This window comes from Vibrio sp. ED004, assembly GCF_023206395.1.
Taxonomy (GTDB): domain Bacteria; phylum Pseudomonadota; class Gammaproteobacteria; order Enterobacterales; family Vibrionaceae; genus Vibrio.
Window position 1 is genome coordinate 1,399,486 of the sequence record NZ_CP066149.1, and the last position, 20,211, is coordinate 1,419,696.

The following is a 20,211-nucleotide window of genomic DNA, read 5'->3' on the forward strand; positions in this document are numbered from 1 at the left end:
ACTCATCAACATATCAATGAACATAAAAGAGAGAAGTATTTATGATCATCCCATGGCAAGACATCGCGCCAGAGACACTGGAAAACCTCATCAAAGAATTCGTGCTGCGTGAAGGCACAGACTATGGCGACGTTGAGATCTCACTGCAAAGCAAGATTGATCAGGTGAAACATCAATTAGCTTCTGGTGACGTGAGCATCGTGTTTTCCGAACTGCACGAGACCGTTGATATCCAGGTGACAAAACGCTTCTAGGCTGCGCTTAGAAAGGAGCCGTGTTATAGTGGAAAACGATTGCTAACAAGTAAGTTACTCAAACGACAAGGGTTGTCATGTCCGCTAAACATCCAATTATTGCGGTGACGGGTTCATCTGGAGCCGGCACCACCACTACCTCAGAAGCCTTCCGCAAAATGTTCAATATGATGGACGTGAAGGCTGCTTGGGTAGAAGGGGATAGTTTCCACCGATTCACTCGACCAGAAATGGATGTCGAGATCCGCAAGGCGCGCGAGCAAGGTAAGCACATTAGCTACTTTGGTCCACAAGCCAACGACTTTGGTGCATTAGAAGAGTTCTTCCGTCAATACGGGAACGAAGGCACCGGTAAAGTACGTAGTTACCTACACACCTTCGATGAAGCTGTTCCTTATAATCAAATGCCGGGCACCTTCACGCCATGGCAAGATATCCCTGAAAATTCCGATGTGATGTTTTACGAGGGCCTGCACGGCGGTGTCGTTGATGGCGATATCAATGTCTCTCAACACGTCGATCTGCTGATTGGCATGGTGCCTATCGTAAACCTAGAATGGATTCAGAAATTCGTTCGTGACACACGCGATCGTGGCCACTCTCGCGAAGCGGTAATGGACTCTATTGTACGTTCAATGGATGATTACCTTAACTATATTACCCCGCAGTTTTCACGTACGCATATCAACTTTCAGCGTGTTCCAACCGTAGATACATCGAACCCACTCAACGCCAAAGGGATTCCAAGTTTAGACGAAAGCTTCGTAGTTATACGTTTGCGTGGCATCAAAAACGTCGATTTCCCTTACCTTTTGGCAATGATTGACGGCTCATTTATGTCTCGTCATAACACGCTAGTGGTGCCAGGGGGCAAGATGAGTTTTGCTATGGAGCTCATTGTAAGGCCAATCCTACAACAACTCATCGAAACCGGAAAAATAGGTTAACAAAACGACATTCTGGTTGATTACTTTTCATACCGTGATCATGTGCACAATTTTGCGTAAAAAATCGTAGCTTGGTCACGATTAAAATCAAGAAATAGTACCTGAAAAAGGATACTATTCTTAAACGAAACACAAGATAGCTTGCAGCGCTCAACGAGTGCTCTTATCCTACAAGTCAATCCAGGCTTAGCTAAAATACGGAAAGCGGCAAGCATACCCTGCAGAGGAAGTGAGATATTATGGTTCTAGGTAAACCTCAAACCGATCCAACATTAGAGTGGTTCCTTTCACACTGTCATATTCATAAGTACCCTTCAAAAAGTACTTTGATTCATGCTGGTGAAAAGGCAGAAACCTTGTACTACATCGTTAAAGGTTCTGTGGCAGTTCTTATCAAAGACGAAGAAGGTAAGGAAATGATTCTTTCTTACCTAAACCAAGGCGACTTCATCGGTGAGCTAGGCTTGTTCGAAGAAGACCAAGAGCGTACTGCTTGGGTTCGTGCTAAATCTCCTTGTGAAGTAGCTGAAATTTCTTTCAAGAAATTCCGTCAACTTATCCAAGTGAACCCAGACATCCTGATGCGCCTTTCAGCGCAAATGGCAAGCCGCCTACAAGTAACTAGCCAAAAGGTTGGTGACTTAGCGTTCCTTGACGTAACAGGTCGTATCGCTCAAACGCTACTAAACCTAGCGAAACAGCCAGATGCAATGACTCACCCTGACGGCATGCAAATCAAGATCACTCGTCAAGAGATTGGCCAGATCGTTGGTTGTTCTCGTGAGACAGTAGGTCGTATCTTGAAGATGCTAGAAGAGCAGAACCTAATTTCTGCACACGGTAAAACTATCGTGGTATACGGCACTCGTTAATCTCGATTAACTGAGCCAAAAATTTGAAAGCCACCAAATGCAAATTTGGTGGCTTTTTTATTATCTATAAGATTTACAGAGCAGATGCGAGATGCGAATGGAACAATTACAACTTCCAAACGCAAACACTCTCGAAGCGAAGCGTACCCGCATCTTTAGGGCAAAGCTCGTGCTCGAATCTTTCTTTAACCGTTAGTGCTTTCGAAGATCTTGTCCGCCGATGCCGCAACAAAGCCGGTGTAAAGCTCACCATTCGCCATCGCATAACGCTTAGCGAACTCATAGAAGCCTCCAGGAATCATCTCATTGCCTTCAACAAATGAAACTGGGACTTTGTCTGCCATTGTTGATGATTGCTCTAATAAGACCTCTGGAGAGCCTTTAACCTCACCACCAGATGCATTGATAGTGAAACCCGATTCGATCAGATAGTCATTCACGGCCTGAACTTCATCAAAGGCGTTAAGTTGATTTACGCTCACCGTAAAGTGGTTGGCACCGTAACCATGGGCCGCTAACCAAGACGCGTATTCACTCTCTTTTGCCAGCACTTGGAAATCTGCGAAGCTTAAATCCCAAAGGCGTCCGCCAAACAGGAATTCATGACCTTGCAGCTTGCTTGCATCGACTTGCTCAACGAGCTTAGCAACGATCTGTTGTAGCTCACTTGAGCACTCTTCTACCTTCAACTCACTGATGAACACTTTCGGCTGTTTTAGATCTGGATGCTCGTAATGCTTCGCGACTAGCTTCTTGCTCTCAAATAAGTAATCGCCACACGCTTTATAACCTAGCTCAAGAAAAGGCTTAGCCAGTGTTTCAATACCCAGCGGAGCTACATTGAAAGTACGCAGTGCAATATGATCGTTAATCAGCGCTTCATCTTCCTTCAGCAAGTGGTGTACTTTCTCAGCCGATGGACAAAGCCTATGAATGTAATCATCCCATAGTGATTTAAAGAGTAGATCGGGCGTCATGGTGACTCCTTGTCAGAGGTTCTAGCAAGCTAGTAATATGGATTAGAAAGGGAGAGGCTGGACATAGAGTCAGCAGCCATCAGCCTGTGACATACTTGTTCTATTATTATCTACCGCCCAATCTTGATGCTGAGCGTGGTTAAAATAAGGAAGCGATACGCCGCTTCCTTATCTCATAACTAATGAATGAGCCTTAGCTCAATATCAATCTAAACTACAGCTCGATACCTGGGCTAAACGTAGCTGGCAGTTGAGTTTCACCACCTTCCATTGAAGCCATTGGGTAAGCACAGTAGTCCGCCGCATAGTAAGCACTTGGGCGTAGGTTGCCAGAAGCACCCGGACCACCAAATGGTGCATCACCACTTGCGCCTGTGAGTTGGCGGTTACGGTTAACAATACCCGCGCGGATATGGTCAACGAAGTATTCCCATTCAGAATCGTCTGTCGATACTAGACCAGCAGACAAACCAAAGCGTGTGTCATTAGCTAGTTTAACCGCTTGCTCAAGTGACTGGTAACGAACCACTTGTAGCAATGGACCGAAGTACTCTTCATCTGGTAGTTCAGCAATGTTGGTGGCATCAATAATACCCGGAGAAACAAACGCCGCTTCACCCGCTTTTGCTTCTACTAGGCTTACACCACCTAGCGATTGCAGATTCGCTTGTGCATCTAAAATAAACTTAGCAGCGGCTTCTGAGATCTGTGGGCCCATGAATGGTGCAGGCTCAGCAAAAGGCTGATCAACACGAATCTTTTGCGTAGCCGCGACCAGCTTATCGATCAGTAGGTCGCCCTTCTCACCAACAGGAACATACAGGCGACGAGCACATGTACAACGTTGACCTGCACTGATGAACGCCGATTGGATAATGGTGTATACCGTTGCGTCCGCATCACCGTATTGGTCACTGATCACCATAGGGTTGTTGCCGCCCATTTCTAGTGCCAGCATCTTGCCCGGTTGACCCGCGAATTGGCGGTGCAGGATATGACCCGTATTGGCACTACCCGTAAATAGCACGCCATCAAGACCTTTAGCGTCAGCCAGTGCGATGCCAGTCTCTTTAGCGCCTTGCACTAGGTTGATTACGCCAGCAGGAAGACCCGCTTCTTGCCATAGCTTCATTGCGAACTCACCCGTCCAAGGCGTCTGCTCTGAAGGTTTGAATACTACGGTGTTGCCCGATAGCAGAGCTGGAACAATATGACCGTTAGGTAGGTGACCTGGGAAGTTGTAAGGACCAAATACCGCCATCACGCCCAATGGACGGTGACGAAGTACGATTTGGTTGCCTGCCGCTTCACGTGAAGCTTCACCAGTACGCTCGTGGTAAGCACGGATAGAGATAGCGATCTTACCTGCCATCGCGCCCGCTTCAGTGCGAGTTTCCCAAATAGGCTTACCCGTCTCTTTTGCGATAATTTGCGCGATCTCTTCGCTGTTCTCTTTCACTTTTTCTGCGAACTTCAACACGATCGCTTCGCGCTCAGCAAAGCTCAGCTTTTTCCAAACTAGAAACGCTTCACGAGCCGCTGCTACTGCAGATTCAACCTGTGCTGGTGTTGCACTATCACCTTGCCACACTACTTCGTTGTTGTATGGGCTTACTGATGTCATGGCGTCACCTTGACCTGCCACCCATTGTCCTGCTATCCACTGAGTCATACTTCTATCCTTAAAATCTTCGACAGATAATCGCCGCTCTTATTGAGCCAACATGCGAACGTATTCGCCTTCTTTTACTTCAAGAGCGCTTGCTACTTCAGGTGATAAAATCACTGTGTCGCTTGCTTGGTCATACGCACCTTTCGCGGCTACTGCGCGGAAGTTCTCAAACGAGGTATTACCAATTAGGAAGTCTTTAGAGCTAGAGTGCTCTGCAATTTGAACCTGTGCTCGAATTGAGTGACGCACCGATTCGATGTTTCTAAGATCACACTCAACCGTCGGGCCCGCATCAAAGATGTCGACATAACCACGGTTAGTGAAACCTTCACGCTCCAGCAACTTAAGTGCAGGACGTGTATTGTCATGTACCTCTCCAATCACCGCCTGAGCTTCTTTGCTCAGTAGGTTCACGTAGATAGGTAGCTTTGGCATTAGGTCAGCAATGAAGCCTTTCTTGCCAATACCGGTTAGGTAATCGGCAAGCGTGAAATCAATCGAGAAGAAATGCTCTTGCAGCCATTGCCAGAAAGGAGAATTGCCTTCTGCATCCGATACACCACGCATCTCAGCAAAAATCGTTTTCGAGAAACGCTCAGGGTGCTCAGACATGATCAAGAAGCGACACTTCGACATCAAACGGCCATTCAATCCACCACGGAAAGCCGGACGCAAGAACAGCGTACAAATCTCACTGCATCCCGTGTAGTTGTTACCGAAAGTCAGCAGCTTCACGACGTTATTCACGCCAAGCTTTTGCGATGAGTGAACCACTTTACTGATATGGTAAGAGTAAAATGGAACATCCCAACCAATTGAAGCTTCAATGCCTGTGGTACCCGCAACTTCACCGGTTTCAGTGTCGAAGCCAACCATTAGGTAGCCTTCGTCACCGGGTTCAGTCACGTCTTGTTTGGCAAAGCTGTATTCAGAGTGAGTAATACGGTTAGTTAACAGTTCTTCGTTAACCGGAAGAGATGTGAATCCATGTCCTGACTCAACGGCGCAGGTATGCAGCGCATCGTAATCAGATAGTTTTATTGGGCGAACAACTAGCATCAATATTCCCTCCAGATGCAAAATAGGCCCAAAACCAGAAGCTTGGGCCTTTAGCAGAACGTCATGGGATCGCTCTAGTGGCGATCATTCCTATGACGCCGCTCAGGCTAAACTAGCGTAGCGATTGCTTTGTCTAGTTTTGATAAGCCTTCTTCAATTTCTTGTGTAGTGATAACCAGCGATGGAGTAAAACGAACCACGTTTGTACCCGCAACCAGTACCATCAAGCCTTGTTCGCCTGCTGCTACTAATACGTCACGTGCACGTCCTTGCCATTCGTCGTTGAGTGCAGCACCTAGCAATAGGCCTTTACCACGAACTTCACTGAAAATTTGGTACTTATCGTTAATCTTCGCTAGGCCATCGCGGAACAGAGCTTCGCGCTCTTTCACGCCGGCCAGAGTTTCAGGTTGGCTAACGACATCAACCACCGCTTCTGCCACTGCACACGCCAGTGGATTACCACCGTAAGTAGAGCCATGCGTGCCGACTTTTAGGTGTGTCGCAAGTTCAGAAGTTGTGAGCATTGCGCCGATAGGGAAACCACCACCTAGAGATTTTGCTGTGCTCAAGATGTCTGGTGTTACACCTAGACCTTGGTAAGCATAGAAATTACCAGTACGGCCATTACCTGTTTGCACTTCATCAAAGATAAGCAGTGCATTGTGTTTGTCACACAGTTCACGAACTGTGTTCACGAATTCAGACGTTGGAGAAATGATACCGCCCTCGCCTTGCAGAGGTTCCATCATGATGGCACAAGTACGATCAGAGATGTGCGCTTCTAGCGCTGCAATATCATTGTAAGGCAGGTGAGTCACATCGCCAGGTTTTGGACCGAAGCCATCAGAGTAAGCCTCTTGACCACCAACCGTTACAGTAAAGAAAGTACGACCGTGGAAACCTTGTTTGAATGCAATGATTTCAGATTTCTCAGGACCGTGAACATCCGCCGCCCAACGACGAGCTAGCTTAAGTGCTGCTTCATTCGCTTCTGCGCCAGAGTTTGCAAAGAATACTTTTTCTGCAAAACATACGTCTGTTAGCTTTTTCGCTAGACGCAGTGCAGGTTCGTTGGTCATCACGTTACTTAGGTGCCAAATCTTGTTTGCTTGCTCAGTAACTGCGTTAACCATTGCCGGGTGACAGTGACCCAAACAGCTCACAGCGATACCACCAGCAAAGTCGATATACTCTCGGCCTTGTTGGTCCCAAACGCGTGCGCCTTCCCCTTTTACCGGGATCATTTCCATTGGGTTATAACAAGGCACCATCACCTCATTAAACAGACTACGTTCTACTTTATTTTCCACTGTCATCGTACATTCCTTCTCGATACCGCAAGCTTCGCAAATAAGCGTAATGGTTCATAAGTGAGACAAAGATATTTTGTCTCGCCATAATCCCGCTGCAGCATTATATTTACATTTAATTAACCTTTTCAATAGTAGATTATTCTTTAGCCATCCCTAACAACCAGCTAAACGTCACTACCTATGACTATTTATGCATCAATTAATCTGTTTTATGAAGCTTTTTTTACCTAAACGTATAACCAGCAATAGCAAAGCCTTACTGGCACAGCGGTATATAGGGTTCGAGAGGAAATAAGGCGAATAATTTTGCATAGGCTAAAAACTTAGCGAAGCGAGAGAGAAATGTTATAAAAAGTGATCGGCGTCAGAGGGAGAGAGGCGCGTAAAGCCCGAATTTAAACGCTTAACGAATGGACTGACAGGTTTAGCTGGCTTATTTAGACGGAGAAAGGGTCAAATTTAAACACTCAGCGTGCTAGGAAGTTAGCGAGAAGCTGGTGTCCTTGCTCTGTTTTAATCGATTCAGGGTGAAATTGCACCGCATCAATCGGCAAGGTTTTGTGTTGATAACCCATGATCTCATCCATGCTGCCATCTTCAAATTCCGTCCAAGACGTCAGTTCAAAGCAGTCTGGTAGCGTGCCATTTTTCACCACGAGTGAGTGGTAACGTGTCACGGTCAACGGGTTGTTCAATCCGTGAAAAACACTCTTACCATTGTGGCGTATCGGAGAAGTTTTACCGTGCATCACTTGTCTGGCTCTCACTACTTCACCACCAAACACTTGAGCAATGGCTTGGTGACCAAGACACACACCTAAGATCGGCAGCTTGCCAATGAAGTGTTCAATGACTTGCAGAGAGATTCCCGCATCATCCGGTGTACAAGGACCCGGCGAGATAACAAGGTGGCTAGGATTCAGCGCTTCGATCCCTGCGATATCAATCTCATCGTTGCGTACAACTTTTACAGTTACCCCTAACTCACAGAAATACTGATATAAGTTATAGGTAAAGGAGTCGTAGTTATCGATGATAAGTAACATGGGTCGAAATCGTTTGCTAAATACTAAAGGATTGGGAGATATAGGGGCGGTATTGTGCAATACCCATAGCGAAAGGCAAGTGGAAACTGCATTTCGCCAATAATTAAGGCCAACCTAGGTTGACCTTAATTGTTTACAGATAGCCTTAAGTTATCTGAATTGGCTTGCTTGTATGGCTTGCTAATCTACTTACGATTTAGCTACTTGCGACGACGCCACATTGCTAGACCAAACAATGACATCAATGCACCCAAGCCGAATGAACCGCCGACTCTGAGCTCAAGAACCGCAGGATCATGATCCGATGAACGGAAGTGATCTTGGTACTTAGGCAGATCGCCTTTGTACTCTTCGTTGTAGTCAAATAACGTAGATTCGCCACCGTTAATGTGCCAGTCCGTTGCATCCACCACCATGTCTTTCAGGCTGGCGCTGATCAACAGGTGATCCAGTGCGCCCACTTCGTCATTGTATGAGTAGCTCCAGCTGTCTGGGTGCTTTTGAGCTACAGCATTAATATAACCGTAGTTCTTAGTAATCACCGCACCGATATCACCAAACTGTTCAACACCATCAATGTAAGTGTTACGTGCCGCTTTGATTTGCTTACCGTATTTCTCTTCAGAGTAATCAGTTAGCACCAGCATTGGATCTTCCATGCCGTACGAGTTCATATCACCCAGAATCACTTTATGACCTTTGATACCATCAAGCGCTTCACCCAGTGCGACTGCCGCAGCCACACGGAAGTTCTCACATGAGCCTTGCTTATCGGCATCAACACCACCTTGACCACCCTGCTCAACCGGTGCTGCATCTTCCCAACACTTAGAGCCTTTCGATTTAAAGTGGTTAATCGCTACGGTCAGTTTCTCTTTGGTACCTTTAACTTTGAAGGTTGGCGCTAATGAGTCACGCTGGTAGTTCTTACCGTCTTCAATCACCTTACCTGAATCGTCTAACACTTCTGGTGCTTGTTGGCTTGGCATCGCGATAACACGGCTATCTTTAAGCTTCACTACCTTCTTACGGTAGATAACACCCGTAGTGATTACGTCAGTACCAATCGAGTCCATCTCGTCGGTTACGCCATCTTCATTTGAATCAACAGCGACAAACGTATAACGATCTTTCTTACGCTCAATGCGGTCATTCAACTGATTCACAAGCTGTTGAATAGCAGAACCTTCACCAAAGCCGTTGTTCTCAATTTCCATCAAACCAATGATGTCAGCGTCTAGACGAAGAATCGCGTTCACAATCTTCTCTTGCTGCATTTCAAACTCAGTGATGGTGTTCGCGCCACGGTTGTTGCCGTGCTGGTTCGCATCACCGCCAAATGGAGAGTTGAAGTAGTTCAAGACATTGAAGGTCGCGATACGTAGGTCACCTTCATCCATGTCTGGCTTATCAGTACGTGGGTCGTTACGAACAAAGTTTTCAGCCGAGATCTGGTTAGTCGCAATTAAGCGGTATTCACCGTAGCTGTAAGTCAATACACCTTCTAGGCCGACAATGGTGTCATCGATACGGATGTAGTCTTCAGTCGAACCATCTTGGTCGATGTCGATACGGCCAAAATCTGGGTAGAAAGGAACTTGGCCATCACCCGCTTTTTGATCCGTTTCTACGAAAAGACGACGATCAGCGTTGTCTTCTGTTTGCTGTTTCGCTTCATCAGAACCTGCGGCGAAAAGCTGGTTCGGTTGCATGTTGATACGCTCATGCGCCAGAACCATGTTGTTACGACGACCTGCGTAGTCATAACCAAAGGTACGCGTCACACGCATATCAAGCGCTTCGGTTGTTTTAACCAACATGCCTTCGTAGCGTTCAAGCGTTGCAGCAAAGTTCTCATCACTGTCCAGCGCTTCAATCGTCGTCGCTTCAGGGGCTTGTTGCTCGCCCTGTTTTAGCCATTGGTTGTTTTCAACTTTAAGCTGAGTGTGGCTGTAGTATTCTTGAACCTTGCCTTTCACACACACCACATCGCCCGCAGCTAAGTCTGAGCTTGACTGGTTGGTGTGAATAAATAGACCTTCAGAGGTGCTTGAATTGAAGTCATCCTCAAGTGCTTGCAGGTAGAAGCCTTTGGTTAGGCCCGTTGTCACCGCGCTAACCACGCCTTTTACGAAGTACTCATCGTCGGTGATGTACGGGTAGCCATCGATGAATGGCGATGTAGCGCCCTCACCTTGGATTTCTTGAATGGTGGTGAATACTGGCTCAGAGCCATCTTGCGTACAAGCGAAGGCTTCTGGCAACTCAACATTGTCTAGTGAACCTAGGCCTTCAATGCTGTCTTTTGGTAGCGATACCCACTGTGAAGCGTCAAACGTCGCCGATGGTGTTTGTTCAGCACGAACCAAGGTGACGTCTTTGCCCCAGTCTACATCGCCCATCACACCAATCATATCCAGCACGCTTGAGTCTGAATTTAGGATCGCCAGTGGATCGTCGCCATTATGATTAGCCAATGAAGCGTTGAGAATGTCAGCGACTGCCTTAATCTCATCACTGGCACTGGTATGAGCAACAACAAGCACCTCACCGGGCGCTAAAACGTGGCCATCTAAAGGTAAAGTGGCGCCCCATGATCCGTTGCCATTGGCTGACTTAGCCAGTGAGTAACCATCTAAGTTAATGCTGCTATCGCCGTTATTGGCGATCTCAACCGCTTTGTTGTAGCTGCCGCCTTCCACATATTGTGAAATAAACAAATCAGCGTGTGCGCTTGTGGTTAACAAGCTACCAATTGCCACTGCTAGCAATGAAGGTTTGTGTAAAAGAGCCATCCGTTTCACCTGAGTTCATTGATTTATAGTCACTGCCATCTATGGGCAGTCATGTATTTTGTGGTAACTATCAGGTTTATTTATGAAAGGAATAAGTCAGTTGGCAAGAAAATGAGGAACTTATCACTTTGGAATCATCAATTGTTTGGCACGTTATATATTTCCAACAAATATAGAAATGAGCATGAATTTATAAAGTCCAGAAGTGCTGAATAAGATCATCGGCACAGCATTAACATTATGGATATGCTAGTCAGATACTGCGTAAATTATCAATTCAAACAAGGGGATTTCTAGGAGGGCAAATGGAATGGGCATTAAAAAGCCCAAAGTAAACAGAAGCTACTTTGGGCTCAAATTCTCAAGCGAGTTGTGTTAGTTCACCCTATGGGCGAGTAACAAAACCTACTGCTTCATATGCTTTTTTCAATGTTACTGCAGCACGCTCAGACGCTTTTTCAGCACCCGCTTTCATTACTGCGTCCATGTAAGCACGGTCAGCACGGATACGGTGGTATTCAGCTTGAATCGGCTCAAGCATCTCAACCAATGCTGCGCCTACATCTTTCTTGAATGGACCGTACATCTCAACGCCTTGGTATTGCGCTTCGATCTCTTCAAACGTTTTACCCGTCGCTGCTGAGTAAAGACCCATCAGGTTAGAGATACCCGCTTTGTTTTCCCAATCGTGAGCAATGCGTGGTGGCGTTTCTGCATCAGTTTGCGCTTTGTTGATCTTCTTGATGATCGACTTAGGCTCTTCTAGCAGAGTAATCACGTTCTTACGGTTATCATCCGACTTAGACATCTTCTTAGTCGCATCTTGCAGGCTCATTACACGTGCATTCACTGTTGGAATGTAAGGTTCTGGCACTTGGAAGATTGGCGCTTCAGGGCCGTAGATGTTGTTGAAACGAGTGGCGATATCACGCGCTAGCTCTAGGTGCTGTTTCTGGTCGCTACCTACTGGCACTTGGTGAGCACCGTAAAGCAGGATGTCTGCAGCCATCAACACTGGGTAGTCGTATAGGCCTACGTTTACGTCATTTGAGTGACGTGCAGACTTATCTTTAAACTGAGTCATACGGCTCAGTTCACCCATTTGCGTGTAACAGTTAAGAAGCCAACCAAGTTGAGCATGCTCTGGTACGTGTGACTGAACAAATAGCGTGCTCTTCTTTGGATCAACACCGACAGCAAGACAGATTGCTAGTGCGTCTAGAGTCGCTTCATGCAGTGCTTTCGGGTCTTGGCGAACCGTAATTGCGTGAAGGTCTACAACACAGTATTGGCAATCGTAATCATCTTGCATCTGTTGCCATTGACGTAGAGCACCCAAGTAGTTACCGATACTTAGTTCACCAGATGGTTGAACACCACTCAATACGATGGGCTTGCTCATGGTTTTAATTCCTTTGCTTATTCGCTAAGTTTATTGAACGCTTAGCTTCTTAACTTAAATATAGAAAAGCCGCACAGCTCTTTCTGCGCGGCTCATCCAGTGTACTCATTGATAAGTATTTTGCTAGTGGGTTAGCTAACTTTTGTACGCTTTATGCTGAAACTAGAACGACATCTAGTAATTGAGCAACGTTATCCGCCACATAGTCAGGGTTTGATGCTGAAATCGGCTCGCCGTGGTTATAACCGTAAGTCAGACCAAACGAGTGACAGCCTGCATTCTTAGCCGCTTTAATGTCGTTGCTTGAATCGCCAACCATCAGCATATCTTCCGCTTTAACATTGTGCTTTTCTAGCAACCAGTTCAGCGCGATTGGGTTCGGTTTTTTCTCTGGGAAAGAGTCGCCGCCCAACACATCAACAAAGTACTTATCGATACCGTGTTGCGCCAGTACGTCGGGTACAAACTTCGAAGGCTTGTTGGTGACCAGCGCCATGGTGAAGCCTGCTTTATCCAGCTCAGCCAACGTCTCTTTAACCGATGGGTAAAGGTGACTCAGCTTGTGACCGCCCTGCTCGTAGAAATCATCAAACAGGATGCGTGCTTTTTTCAGTAGCTCTGGCTCTAGGCTTGGGTCAACCGTCAGGTTACGGCTGAGTGAACGTCCGATAAGAACATCAGCACCATTACCTACGTAGTCGCGAACTTGTTCTTCGCTCACTGAAGGGAAGCCCAACTCCTGACAAGCTTGGTCAGCAGCAACGGCCAAATCAGGCACGCTATCTAACAAGGTTCCATCCAAATCAAAGGCGATCAGTTTTATTGAGCTTAATGACATCTTACTTTCCTATTTATTATGTTCGTCTTATGAGTTGAGCTATAAGACGTAAAAAAGGGGCAAATTAGCCCCTTAATATTCAATCTATCTGTAGTTTTACGATTATGCGTTTACTTTTGCAAGCTCTGCACGCATCTCATCAATCACTTCTTTGTAATCTGGTTGATTGAAGATAGCTGAACCTGCAACGAACATATCCGCGCCCGCTTCTGCGATTTCACGGATGTTATCAACCTTCACGCCACCATCAATCTCAAGGCGAATGTCACGGCCTGACTCATCAATTAGCTTACGAACTGCACGTAGCTTATCTAGCGTGTGAGGAATGAAAGATTGACCGCCGAAGCCAGGGTTCACAGACATCAGTAGAATCATGTCTACTTTATCCATGATGTAATCTAGGCAAGACAGAGGCGTTGCAGGGTTAAGAACCACACCCGCTTTACAGCCGTGTTCTTTGATGAGCTGTAGAGTGCGATCGATGTGCTCTGATGCTTCAACGTGGAAGGTAATCATTGATGCGCCCGCTTTCGCAAACTCAGGCACAATGCTGTCGACTGGCTTAACCATTAGGTGAACATCGATAGGAGCAGTAATGCCGTAGTCGCGCAGTGCTTTACAGATAGGTGCGCCAAAAGTCAGGTTAGGTACGTAGTGGTTGTCCATCACATCGAAGTGCACAACATCAGCACCAGCTGCCAACACTTTTTCTACGTCTTCACCAAGACGAGCAAAATCTGCAGACAAAATCGATGGAGCGATTAGAAAATCTTTCATACCAAACCTCTTAAGAGTGAGTAAATTGCGAATGTCACCGCCTTGGTGCTCTCTCATACACAAATACAAGACTCAAGCCCAAGACTATTTGGTGTGCAATTCTACCTAAGCACCTAAGCAGATCCTAGCAGTTCGAAAGATTAGTTTAAGAAAGTATCCGTTGGTCACTCAATTTAATGAGTTTGGCGGCGATTCTGACCAGAGCTATTCCGCTGATACGTGTTGCTGGTTTTTCTCTTTATGGAAAAGCGCCAGTAACTCATCAACTTTATTACGCCCAGCGCCGTTACGACTGATGGTGCGCTTCACCTTCACCACGTTCAGTTCCGCACCATGATATAAGCGACGCGTTAGTGTCGTATCGTGGTTTGAAATCAAAACAGGAATACCACGTTCCATTGCGGCTTTTTCAGCGACATCAGCCAAGGCTGCCTGATCATCTAAGCTGAAGCCATTACCTGCGTAAGAGGTAAAGTTAGCGGTATTCGATAACGGTGCGTACGGAGGATCACAGTAAACCACGCAGCCTTTGCGAGCACGGCTAAAGGTTTCATGGTATCCCTCACAAACGAAAGTGGCCTTTTTCGCTTTCTCAGCAAAAAACTCCAGCTCGGCTTCTGGGAAGTAAGGTTTTTTGTAAGAACCAAACGGAACGTTAAAACCGCCCTTCTTGTTGTAACGACACAGGCCATTGAAGCCAAAACGGTTCATGTACAAGAAGGCAAGCGAACGATACATGACGTTGTCGGTATCGTTGAACTGAGCGCGAATATCTAGAAAGGCTTCTTTGCGATTGTTCTCAGGACAGAACCAACGCTTCGCTTCCGTGATATAGGTTTCAGGATCGGTTTTAAGTAGATTGTACAGGTTGATAAGATCGGGATTGATATCAGCTAGTAGGTACTGTTCAAAGTCAGTATTCAGGAATACTGAGCCGGCACCGACAAACGGTTCTACCAATTTACGAGCAGGTGGCAGGTGACGTTGGATGTCTTCAACTAGGCCATATTTACCACCAGCCCATTTTAGAAAGGCACGCTGCTTTTTCATTTACTGCTCTATCTATCAACTCAAAAATAAGGCTGCGGAATGTAACATATTTTGAGGCTAAGCTCAGGGTTATTTCGCACGTTCTATCTCTCGATGCACTTGATTCATCGATTTTGCCCAAGGTTCCAACTGTTGAAGGGGTTTTGATAACGCACTTACCGCGTCTCTCGCCACTTGAATCGTTGGGTAATCTTGATAAGTGATGATAAACCACTTGGTGTCGTTACGAAGTGTTGGGTAGATACGAACCTTGTTCTCAAGGTCATACTCTTCTATGAAAGATTGTACATCCTCCAATGAGGTCATCGCACTCAACTGCAAGGTATACGCGCGTGGCGAGATAGCTTGTAACTCTTCACGAGCAAATGAGAAGGTAATCTTTTTGGTCGGTGGCGTTGAATCAGTTAGATCTGATTCTTCATCGACTATTAGTTGTGGCTCGGCTTGTGCTGCATCAGGTTGTGCGCTAACCGCTGCCCCTGTGTTTTCCTCAACTGCCGCATCAATCGCGCTGGTATCGGCACTCTCAGGTTTATCATCAAGCAGAGCATCAACCACGTCAGAGGTGATCACAACGCGTTGCTGATCCTGTTCGACTTCTCCAACACTCGCGGTATCTTCAACGACAGTCGGTGGCAGAGACGAACTGTCATCATCCGCACCTTGGTAACTCATGTCGGTTTCAGCTTCAGAATCAACAGCTCCATCGACACCAGTTTGCTCAGTGCCGCTTTCCACTTCAAAGGTTGGGATAGCCGTCTGTTCAATCGGTGCGATAAGCGACTGCGCTTTATCGTCTGGTGTAGGTTGACTGAACATCCACCAATAACCACCACCAATTAACAACAGCAACAGGGCCACCACAATCGCGATATTGATTGGTGAGCCAATGATTGAGCGAATAATAATCCTTTTTTCCACTTTCAATTCTCCTAAAGCCATTAACTCGCCAGGCAGAGGTTGCGCTTTACTAAACGCACGTCGCACGCGAGTTTCAGACTCATCATCAACATATCGAATCACCAGTGATTCAAAGAAATGTTCAGCTTCTGGTTGCGAAAGATCATCGACTTCAAGATCGATAGGCTTGTGTTGTTGGCCGTAACTCAGACGTGTTAATAGCGTGTCTAAGTGACCCGTATCCGAGAAGAGAACGATATTGATCGTCCAATGAGGGTTTGATTGAGCTTCCAGTACCAACATCCATAATTCGGATACCAATAGCTCAGAGAGTCGGTGGGCATCATCAACAACGATAACCACATTACACGCATCTCCATCCAGTAACCGAGTGAGGCTATCTGATAAAGAGTCATGTTGATTAAAGAGTGGATCGGAAACAATTTGGCTAAGAATAAGCGCACGGCGTTGTTGATCGTCTTGGCTTGGGTGACAAAGCAGTAGACACTGATTTTTTTCTGTCGACCACGCTTCAAGATAACGCTGCGCTAACCAAGAGCGGCCTGAGCCAGTTTTACCAGCCACCGTTACTAGGTTTGAGCCAAAGTTAGTCAAAAGCTGTAAGCGCTCTAGCAGCTCAACTTGAGATTCTAACTCTAATACTCTTAATTCATGAGCCAAACTCATTGGGGATCCCTACTGATAAGATCGATCAGTAAAACGCTTCAGTTGCCTAGAGTTTAACTAGGCAACCTCACAACCAAATTTAAAGAGTACGGCAGAAATCGATCGCTTGTTTTATGATGTCTTGAGGCACATCAGCGACCACTTCAGCAGTACCAATACTTGTTGGCAATACCAAACGTAACTGACCAGACAGTACTTTTTTATCGCGCATCATGTGCTTCATAAAGTCTTCAAAAGACATACTTTCTGGCGTATGGATTGGCAGTTTCGCATTCTTGAGTATAGAAATAATTCGCTCAAGTTGCTGCTGAGAGATCAGTCCCTGTAATTGCGCAGTTTTCGCTGCCATTACAGTGCCTGACGACACAGCTTCACCATGTAGCCAATTACCATAGCCTAGTTCTGCTTCGATCGCATGACCAAATGTATGACCTAGGTTCAATAACGCTCTGATTCCTGACTCTTTTTCATCTAGAGCCACCACTTCTGCCTTAATTGCACAACAACGAGCAATTGCGGTAATCAGTGCCTCTTCATCAAGTTGATAAAGTTTCTCTAGATTCTGTTCCAACCAATCAAAGAAGGCTTCATCGTAAATGATGCCGTATTTGATCACCTCAGCAATACCCGCTGCAAACTCACGCTCTGGAAGCGTTGATAAACAGTTAGTATCGATGATGACAGATTTCGGTTGGTAAAAAGCGCCGATCATATTCTTACCAAGGGGATGGTTTACTGCGGTTTTACCACCTACAGAAGAGTCCACTTGAGAAAGAAGTGTCGTTGGGATTTGAATGAAATCAATACCGCGCTGGTAACAAGAAGCAGCAAAACCGACCAAGTCACCGATAACACCACCACCTAAAGCAATCACCACCACATCGCGGCTGTAATTTCCTTCAAGCATGTAGCTCATCACTGAATTGAACGTTTCAAGGGTTTTGTACTGTTCACCGTCTGGCAACTCTAAAAGAGAAGTCTGACAGCCGACTTGATCCAATAGCGATAAAATTTTATCAGCATAAAGAGGCGCTACTGTCACATTACTGATAACAACAACTTTCTGTTTGCCTGATAAAAAAGAAAGGTACGCCGGGTCTTCAAATAACCCGGCGCCAATAGAGATTGGGTAGCTACGCTCAGCTAGATTGACCGTAATCCGTTCCATGGGTTTGCTCTCCGAAAAAATGAACTTAACGTTCTTCTAGCATTTTTACGATCTGGTTGGCTACCACTTTTGCACTTTGGTCGTCAGTACGAACTGTGTAGTCCGCCACTTCTTCGTATAGTGCGTTGCGAGATACAGCTAGATCTTCTAGCACATCACGCGGGTTGTCTGTTTGAAGTAGAGGGCGTTTCTTGTCGCGGTTAGTGCGAGCAAGTTGCTTTTCAATTGTTGTCTCTAGGTATACAACAATGCCTCGTGCAGATAGACGGTTACGGTTTTCTTTGCTCAGCACTGAACCACCGCCTGTCGCAAGAACAATACCTTGTTCTTCTGTCAGATCGTTGATTACAGATTCTTCGCGCTTACGGAAACCATCTTCGCCCTCAACATCAAAAACCCATGCGATGTCTGCGCCAGTGCGCTCTTCGATCACAGTGTCAGAGTCTAAAAACTCCATATGAAGTTGGGAAGCTAGGTGTCTACCAATTGTACTTTTGCCGGCGCCCATTGGGCCAACAAGAAAAATATTGCGTTTCTCAGCCATGTTTTTAGCAGTAATTTACAACGTTAATTCAATGACATCGCCACAAGGTAGGTCAGTACAAGTACTGAAATTAAAAGGCCCGTGGCACCGATTCCTCACAGATAATTCGTGATAAGACCCGAAATTATCAAGGTTAGGTGCCACTAATGCAACTTTATTTTTAATCTAATTGTTCATTACTGAATCACAACTTTAGGCGTGACAAAAATAAGCAGTTCACTTTTGCCCACATTTTCATAGCTGCGACGGAACAATGCACCTAACAAAGGTAGGTCTCCTAACACAGGAACTTTATCGACTGTGCTGCTCACGCTGTGTTGAAATATTCCACCAAGAACGACCGTTTCACCATTATTAACAAGCACTTGCGTACCTATTCTTTGGGTATCTATCGCGACCGCTTCCCCAGTTCCGGTTTTTACCACTTGGCCGGGCCTATCTTGAGTCACACTCAAATCCAACACCAAGCGATTGTCGGGCGTTATCTGCGGCGTCACTTTCAGACTCAATACCGCTTTCTTAAATGCGACCGATGTAGCACCACTTGAAGAGGACTCTAAGTAAGGAATTTCAGTACCTTGCTCAATATAAGCGGGCTTTTTATTGGTGGTGATTAAGCGTGGGCTAGAAATGATCTCAGCTTTCGACTCTTGTTGCAGTGCCGACAGTTCAAGGTCGAGCAACGTATCCGAGCCAAGCTTGGCCACCTGAAAGGCAATGCTCGATGCATTCGGCGATGTCGCACCCAAGTTAACGTTGAGGTAGTCATCAATCACACTGTTGCCGCCATCATCGTCATAAGGTGTTATTTGTGATGGATGATTACCTTCTATTGAACCACCAACGGTGAAGCTTCCGTTGGTCGAGGATACACCCCAGCGCACGCCAAGCTCATCAAGATTACCCTCAGTGACAGTCACGATACGCGCCTCTATTTGCACCTGCTTTACTGGGATATCCAAGGATTCAATGATGCCTCGTATCACGGCAATGTTCTCTTCCAACTCACGAATCAACAAAGAGTTAGTGCGCTCATCAATGGTAATAGAGCCGCGATCAGACAACATACTCACCGCACCCTCACCACCAATCATGTCAGCGATGTCGGTGGCTTTAGCAAAGTTGATCTTGATGATTTCCGACTTGAGCTCTCCTAGTTCCTCTTCCAAACGAGATTTCTCGAGCGCTTGCTGCTCTCGAAGATCCAACTCAGCTTTCGGTGCAACCAAGATGACATTGCCATCCACGCGCTTATCCAACCCTTTAACTTGCAAGATAATGTCGAGAACTTGCTGCCAAGGTACGCCATCTAAACGTAAAGTCAGGTTACCCGCGACCGAATCAGACACGACAAGGTTGAAGTCGTTATAGTCAGCGATCAACTGAAGGACGTTTCGTACTGGGATATCTTGGAAGTTAATTGAGATCAGCTTGCCCTCTTTCTCTAGGATGCTTTTCTCAGCTGTCGTTTCATCGATAACCGGCTTGCTGATCACTACCTCAATGAAGCGACCTTTTAAGTTGTATTCATACTGGTAGTCATTATTGATGGTCGCGAGAAGCCGAGTGCTCGGTGTCTCTTTGTAGACTTCAATCCCTTCAACTAAGGTAGCGAAATCTTTCACATCCAGAAGGTAGAGTTTATCGTCATCAACCTGAGTATTAAGTAACTCTATACTCAAGCCTTCCTGAGCACGCTGAACATCGACCACCGCGGTACTGGTGGCCAGTTCAATAATGATGACGGCGTCTTTATCCTTATTAACCCTAAAATCAATATTCTCTAATTTATTAGGCAAGCTCTCTGCGTGGCTGAGCACGCTAAAAACCAACATCACAGACACAGCAAAACCCTGTAGAGCCTTGCTCACTAATCCACTTATTCCTTTATTCATATTTACATCTCA

The 20,211-nt window shown here is 46.1% G+C and carries 17 protein-coding genes; 3 read left to right on the forward strand and 14 right to left on the reverse strand.

Annotated features, from left to right (window positions below; translation table 11 throughout):
• The first annotated feature begins 41 nt into the window (after positions 1 to 41).
• From ITG10_RS06300 to crp, 3 genes are all read left to right on the forward strand, one after another.
• Complete coding sequence (locus ITG10_RS06300; protein ID WP_017632108.1) at positions 42 to 254, forward strand: YheU family protein; 213 nt, start codon at positions 42 to 44, stop codon at positions 252 to 254.
• Positions 255 to 331: 77 nt separating this feature from the next.
• The gene (locus tag ITG10_RS06305; RefSeq protein ID WP_017632107.1) at positions 332 to 1,201 is read left to right on the forward strand and encodes a phosphoribulokinase; all 870 of its coding nucleotides are present in this window, start codon (positions 332 to 334) and stop codon (positions 1,199 to 1,201) included.
• A gap of 239 nt (positions 1,202 to 1,440) precedes the next feature.
• Positions 1,441 to 2,073, forward strand: coding sequence for a cAMP-activated global transcriptional regulator CRP (gene crp, locus ITG10_RS06310; RefSeq protein WP_004410522.1), 633 nt, complete (start codon positions 1,441 to 1,443; stop codon positions 2,071 to 2,073).
• A 185-nt stretch (positions 2,074 to 2,258) separates the two neighbouring features.
• Here the strand turns inward: crp and ITG10_RS06315 are convergent, their stop codons facing one another.
• From ITG10_RS06315 to ITG10_RS06380, 14 genes are all read right to left on the reverse strand, one after another.
• Positions 2,259 to 3,050: a DUF1338 domain-containing protein gene (locus ITG10_RS06315; protein WP_017632106.1), complete on the reverse strand. Its 792-nt coding sequence runs from the start codon at positions 3,048 to 3,050 to the stop codon at positions 2,259 to 2,261.
• Between the two features lie 214 nt (positions 3,051 to 3,264).
• Entirely contained in the window at positions 3,265 to 4,722 is a 1,458-nt protein-coding gene (astD, locus tag ITG10_RS06320; protein ID WP_017632105.1) for a succinylglutamate-semialdehyde dehydrogenase, read from the reverse strand.
• A gap of 39 nt (positions 4,723 to 4,761) precedes the next feature.
• Complete coding sequence (astA, locus tag ITG10_RS06325; protein WP_017632104.1) at positions 4,762 to 5,781, reverse strand: arginine N-succinyltransferase; 1,020 nt, start codon at positions 5,779 to 5,781, stop codon at positions 4,762 to 4,764.
• Between the two features lie 107 nt (positions 5,782 to 5,888).
• Entirely contained in the window at positions 5,889 to 7,100 is a 1,212-nt protein-coding gene (locus ITG10_RS06330) for an aspartate aminotransferase family protein (protein ID WP_017632103.1), read from the reverse strand.
• A 464-nt stretch (positions 7,101 to 7,564) separates the two neighbouring features.
• Entirely contained in the window at positions 7,565 to 8,143 is a 579-nt protein-coding gene (locus ITG10_RS06335; RefSeq protein ID WP_017632102.1) for an aminodeoxychorismate/anthranilate synthase component II, read from the reverse strand.
• A 200-nt stretch (positions 8,144 to 8,343) separates the two neighbouring features.
• On the reverse strand, positions 8,344 to 10,938 hold the full coding sequence (locus tag ITG10_RS06340; protein ID WP_017632101.1) for an ExeM/NucH family extracellular endonuclease: 2,595 nt from the start codon (positions 10,936 to 10,938) through the stop codon (positions 8,344 to 8,346).
• Positions 10,939 to 11,323: 385 nt separating this feature from the next.
• Positions 11,324 to 12,340, reverse strand: a complete 1,017-nt coding sequence (gene trpS / locus ITG10_RS06345; RefSeq protein WP_017632100.1) for a tryptophan--tRNA ligase — start codon at positions 12,338 to 12,340, stop codon at positions 11,324 to 11,326.
• A gap of 151 nt (positions 12,341 to 12,491) precedes the next feature.
• Positions 12,492 to 13,178 carry a phosphoglycolate phosphatase gene (locus ITG10_RS06350; RefSeq protein WP_017632099.1) on the reverse strand — a complete coding sequence of 229 codons (687 nt, stop codon included), beginning with the start codon at positions 13,176 to 13,178 and terminating at the stop codon, positions 12,492 to 12,494.
• A gap of 102 nt (positions 13,179 to 13,280) precedes the next feature.
• The gene (gene rpe, locus ITG10_RS06355; protein WP_017068835.1) at positions 13,281 to 13,955 is read right to left on the reverse strand and encodes a ribulose-phosphate 3-epimerase; all 675 of its coding nucleotides are present in this window, start codon (positions 13,953 to 13,955) and stop codon (positions 13,281 to 13,283) included.
• 204 nt (positions 13,956 to 14,159) lie between these two features.
• The gene (locus ITG10_RS06360; protein ID WP_017632098.1) at positions 14,160 to 15,005 is read right to left on the reverse strand and encodes a Dam family site-specific DNA-(adenine-N6)-methyltransferase; all 846 of its coding nucleotides are present in this window, start codon (positions 15,003 to 15,005) and stop codon (positions 14,160 to 14,162) included.
• Positions 15,006 to 15,074: 69 nt separating this feature from the next.
• Positions 15,075 to 16,592, reverse strand: coding sequence for an AAA family ATPase (locus ITG10_RS06365; protein WP_017632097.1), 1,518 nt, complete (start codon positions 16,590 to 16,592; stop codon positions 15,075 to 15,077).
• 79 nt (positions 16,593 to 16,671) lie between these two features.
• The gene (gene aroB, locus ITG10_RS06370) at positions 16,672 to 17,760 is read right to left on the reverse strand and encodes a 3-dehydroquinate synthase (protein WP_017061124.1); all 1,089 of its coding nucleotides are present in this window, start codon (positions 17,758 to 17,760) and stop codon (positions 16,672 to 16,674) included.
• A 25-nt stretch (positions 17,761 to 17,785) separates the two neighbouring features.
• Complete coding sequence (aroK, locus tag ITG10_RS06375; RefSeq protein ID WP_009848907.1) at positions 17,786 to 18,304, reverse strand: shikimate kinase AroK; 519 nt, start codon at positions 18,302 to 18,304, stop codon at positions 17,786 to 17,788.
• A gap of 176 nt (positions 18,305 to 18,480) precedes the next feature.
• Positions 18,481 to 20,199, reverse strand: a complete 1,719-nt coding sequence (locus ITG10_RS06380) for a type IV pilus secretin PilQ family protein (RefSeq protein ID WP_128644404.1) — start codon at positions 20,197 to 20,199, stop codon at positions 18,481 to 18,483.
• Positions 20,200 to 20,211 lie beyond the last annotated feature (12 nt).

What these genes read in the sequence shown, in the direction of transcription:
- astA (WP_017632104.1), bottom strand. Translation starts at nt 5,781, where the DNA reads ATGCTAGTTGTTCGCCCAATAAAACTATCTGATTACGATGCGCTGCAT.
- ITG10_RS06340 (WP_017632101.1), bottom strand. Translation starts at nt 10,938, where the DNA reads ATGGCTCTTTTACACAAACCTTCATTGCTAGCAGTGGCAATTGGTAGC.
- ITG10_RS06350 (WP_017632099.1), bottom strand. Translation starts at nt 13,178, where the DNA reads ATGTCATTAAGCTCAATAAAACTGATCGCCTTTGATTTGGATGGAACC.
- ITG10_RS06300 (WP_017632108.1), top strand. Translation starts at nt 42, where the DNA reads ATGATCATCCCATGGCAAGACATCGCGCCAGAGACACTGGAAAACCTC.
- aroK (WP_009848907.1), bottom strand. Translation starts at nt 18,304, where the DNA reads ATGGCTGAGAAACGCAATATTTTTCTTGTTGGCCCAATGGGCGCCGGC.
- aroB (WP_017061124.1), bottom strand. Translation starts at nt 17,760, where the DNA reads ATGGAACGGATTACGGTCAATCTAGCTGAGCGTAGCTACCCAATCTCT.
- trpS (WP_017632100.1), bottom strand. Translation starts at nt 12,340, where the DNA reads ATGAGCAAGCCCATCGTATTGAGTGGTGTTCAACCATCTGGTGAACTA.
- ITG10_RS06305 (WP_017632107.1), top strand. Translation starts at nt 332, where the DNA reads ATGTCCGCTAAACATCCAATTATTGCGGTGACGGGTTCATCTGGAGCC.
- ITG10_RS06360 (WP_017632098.1), bottom strand. Translation starts at nt 15,005, where the DNA reads ATGAAAAAGCAGCGTGCCTTTCTAAAATGGGCTGGTGGTAAATATGGC.
- ITG10_RS06365 (WP_017632097.1), bottom strand. Translation starts at nt 16,592, where the DNA reads ATGAGTTTGGCTCATGAATTAAGAGTATTAGAGTTAGAATCTCAAGTT.
- ITG10_RS06335 (WP_017632102.1), bottom strand. Translation starts at nt 8,143, where the DNA reads ATGTTACTTATCATCGATAACTACGACTCCTTTACCTATAACTTATAT.
- ITG10_RS06380 (WP_128644404.1), bottom strand. Translation starts at nt 20,199, where the DNA reads ATGAATAAAGGAATAAGTGGATTAGTGAGCAAGGCTCTACAGGGTTTT.
- ITG10_RS06330 (WP_017632103.1), bottom strand. Translation starts at nt 7,100, where the DNA reads ATGACAGTGGAAAATAAAGTAGAACGTAGTCTGTTTAATGAGGTGATG.
- rpe (WP_017068835.1), bottom strand. Translation starts at nt 13,955, where the DNA reads ATGAAAGATTTTCTAATCGCTCCATCGATTTTGTCTGCAGATTTTGCT.
- astD (WP_017632105.1), bottom strand. Translation starts at nt 4,722, where the DNA reads ATGACTCAGTGGATAGCAGGACAATGGGTGGCAGGTCAAGGTGACGCC.
- ITG10_RS06315 (WP_017632106.1), bottom strand. Translation starts at nt 3,050, where the DNA reads ATGACGCCCGATCTACTCTTTAAATCACTATGGGATGATTACATTCAT.
- crp (WP_004410522.1), top strand. Translation starts at nt 1,441, where the DNA reads ATGGTTCTAGGTAAACCTCAAACCGATCCAACATTAGAGTGGTTCCTT.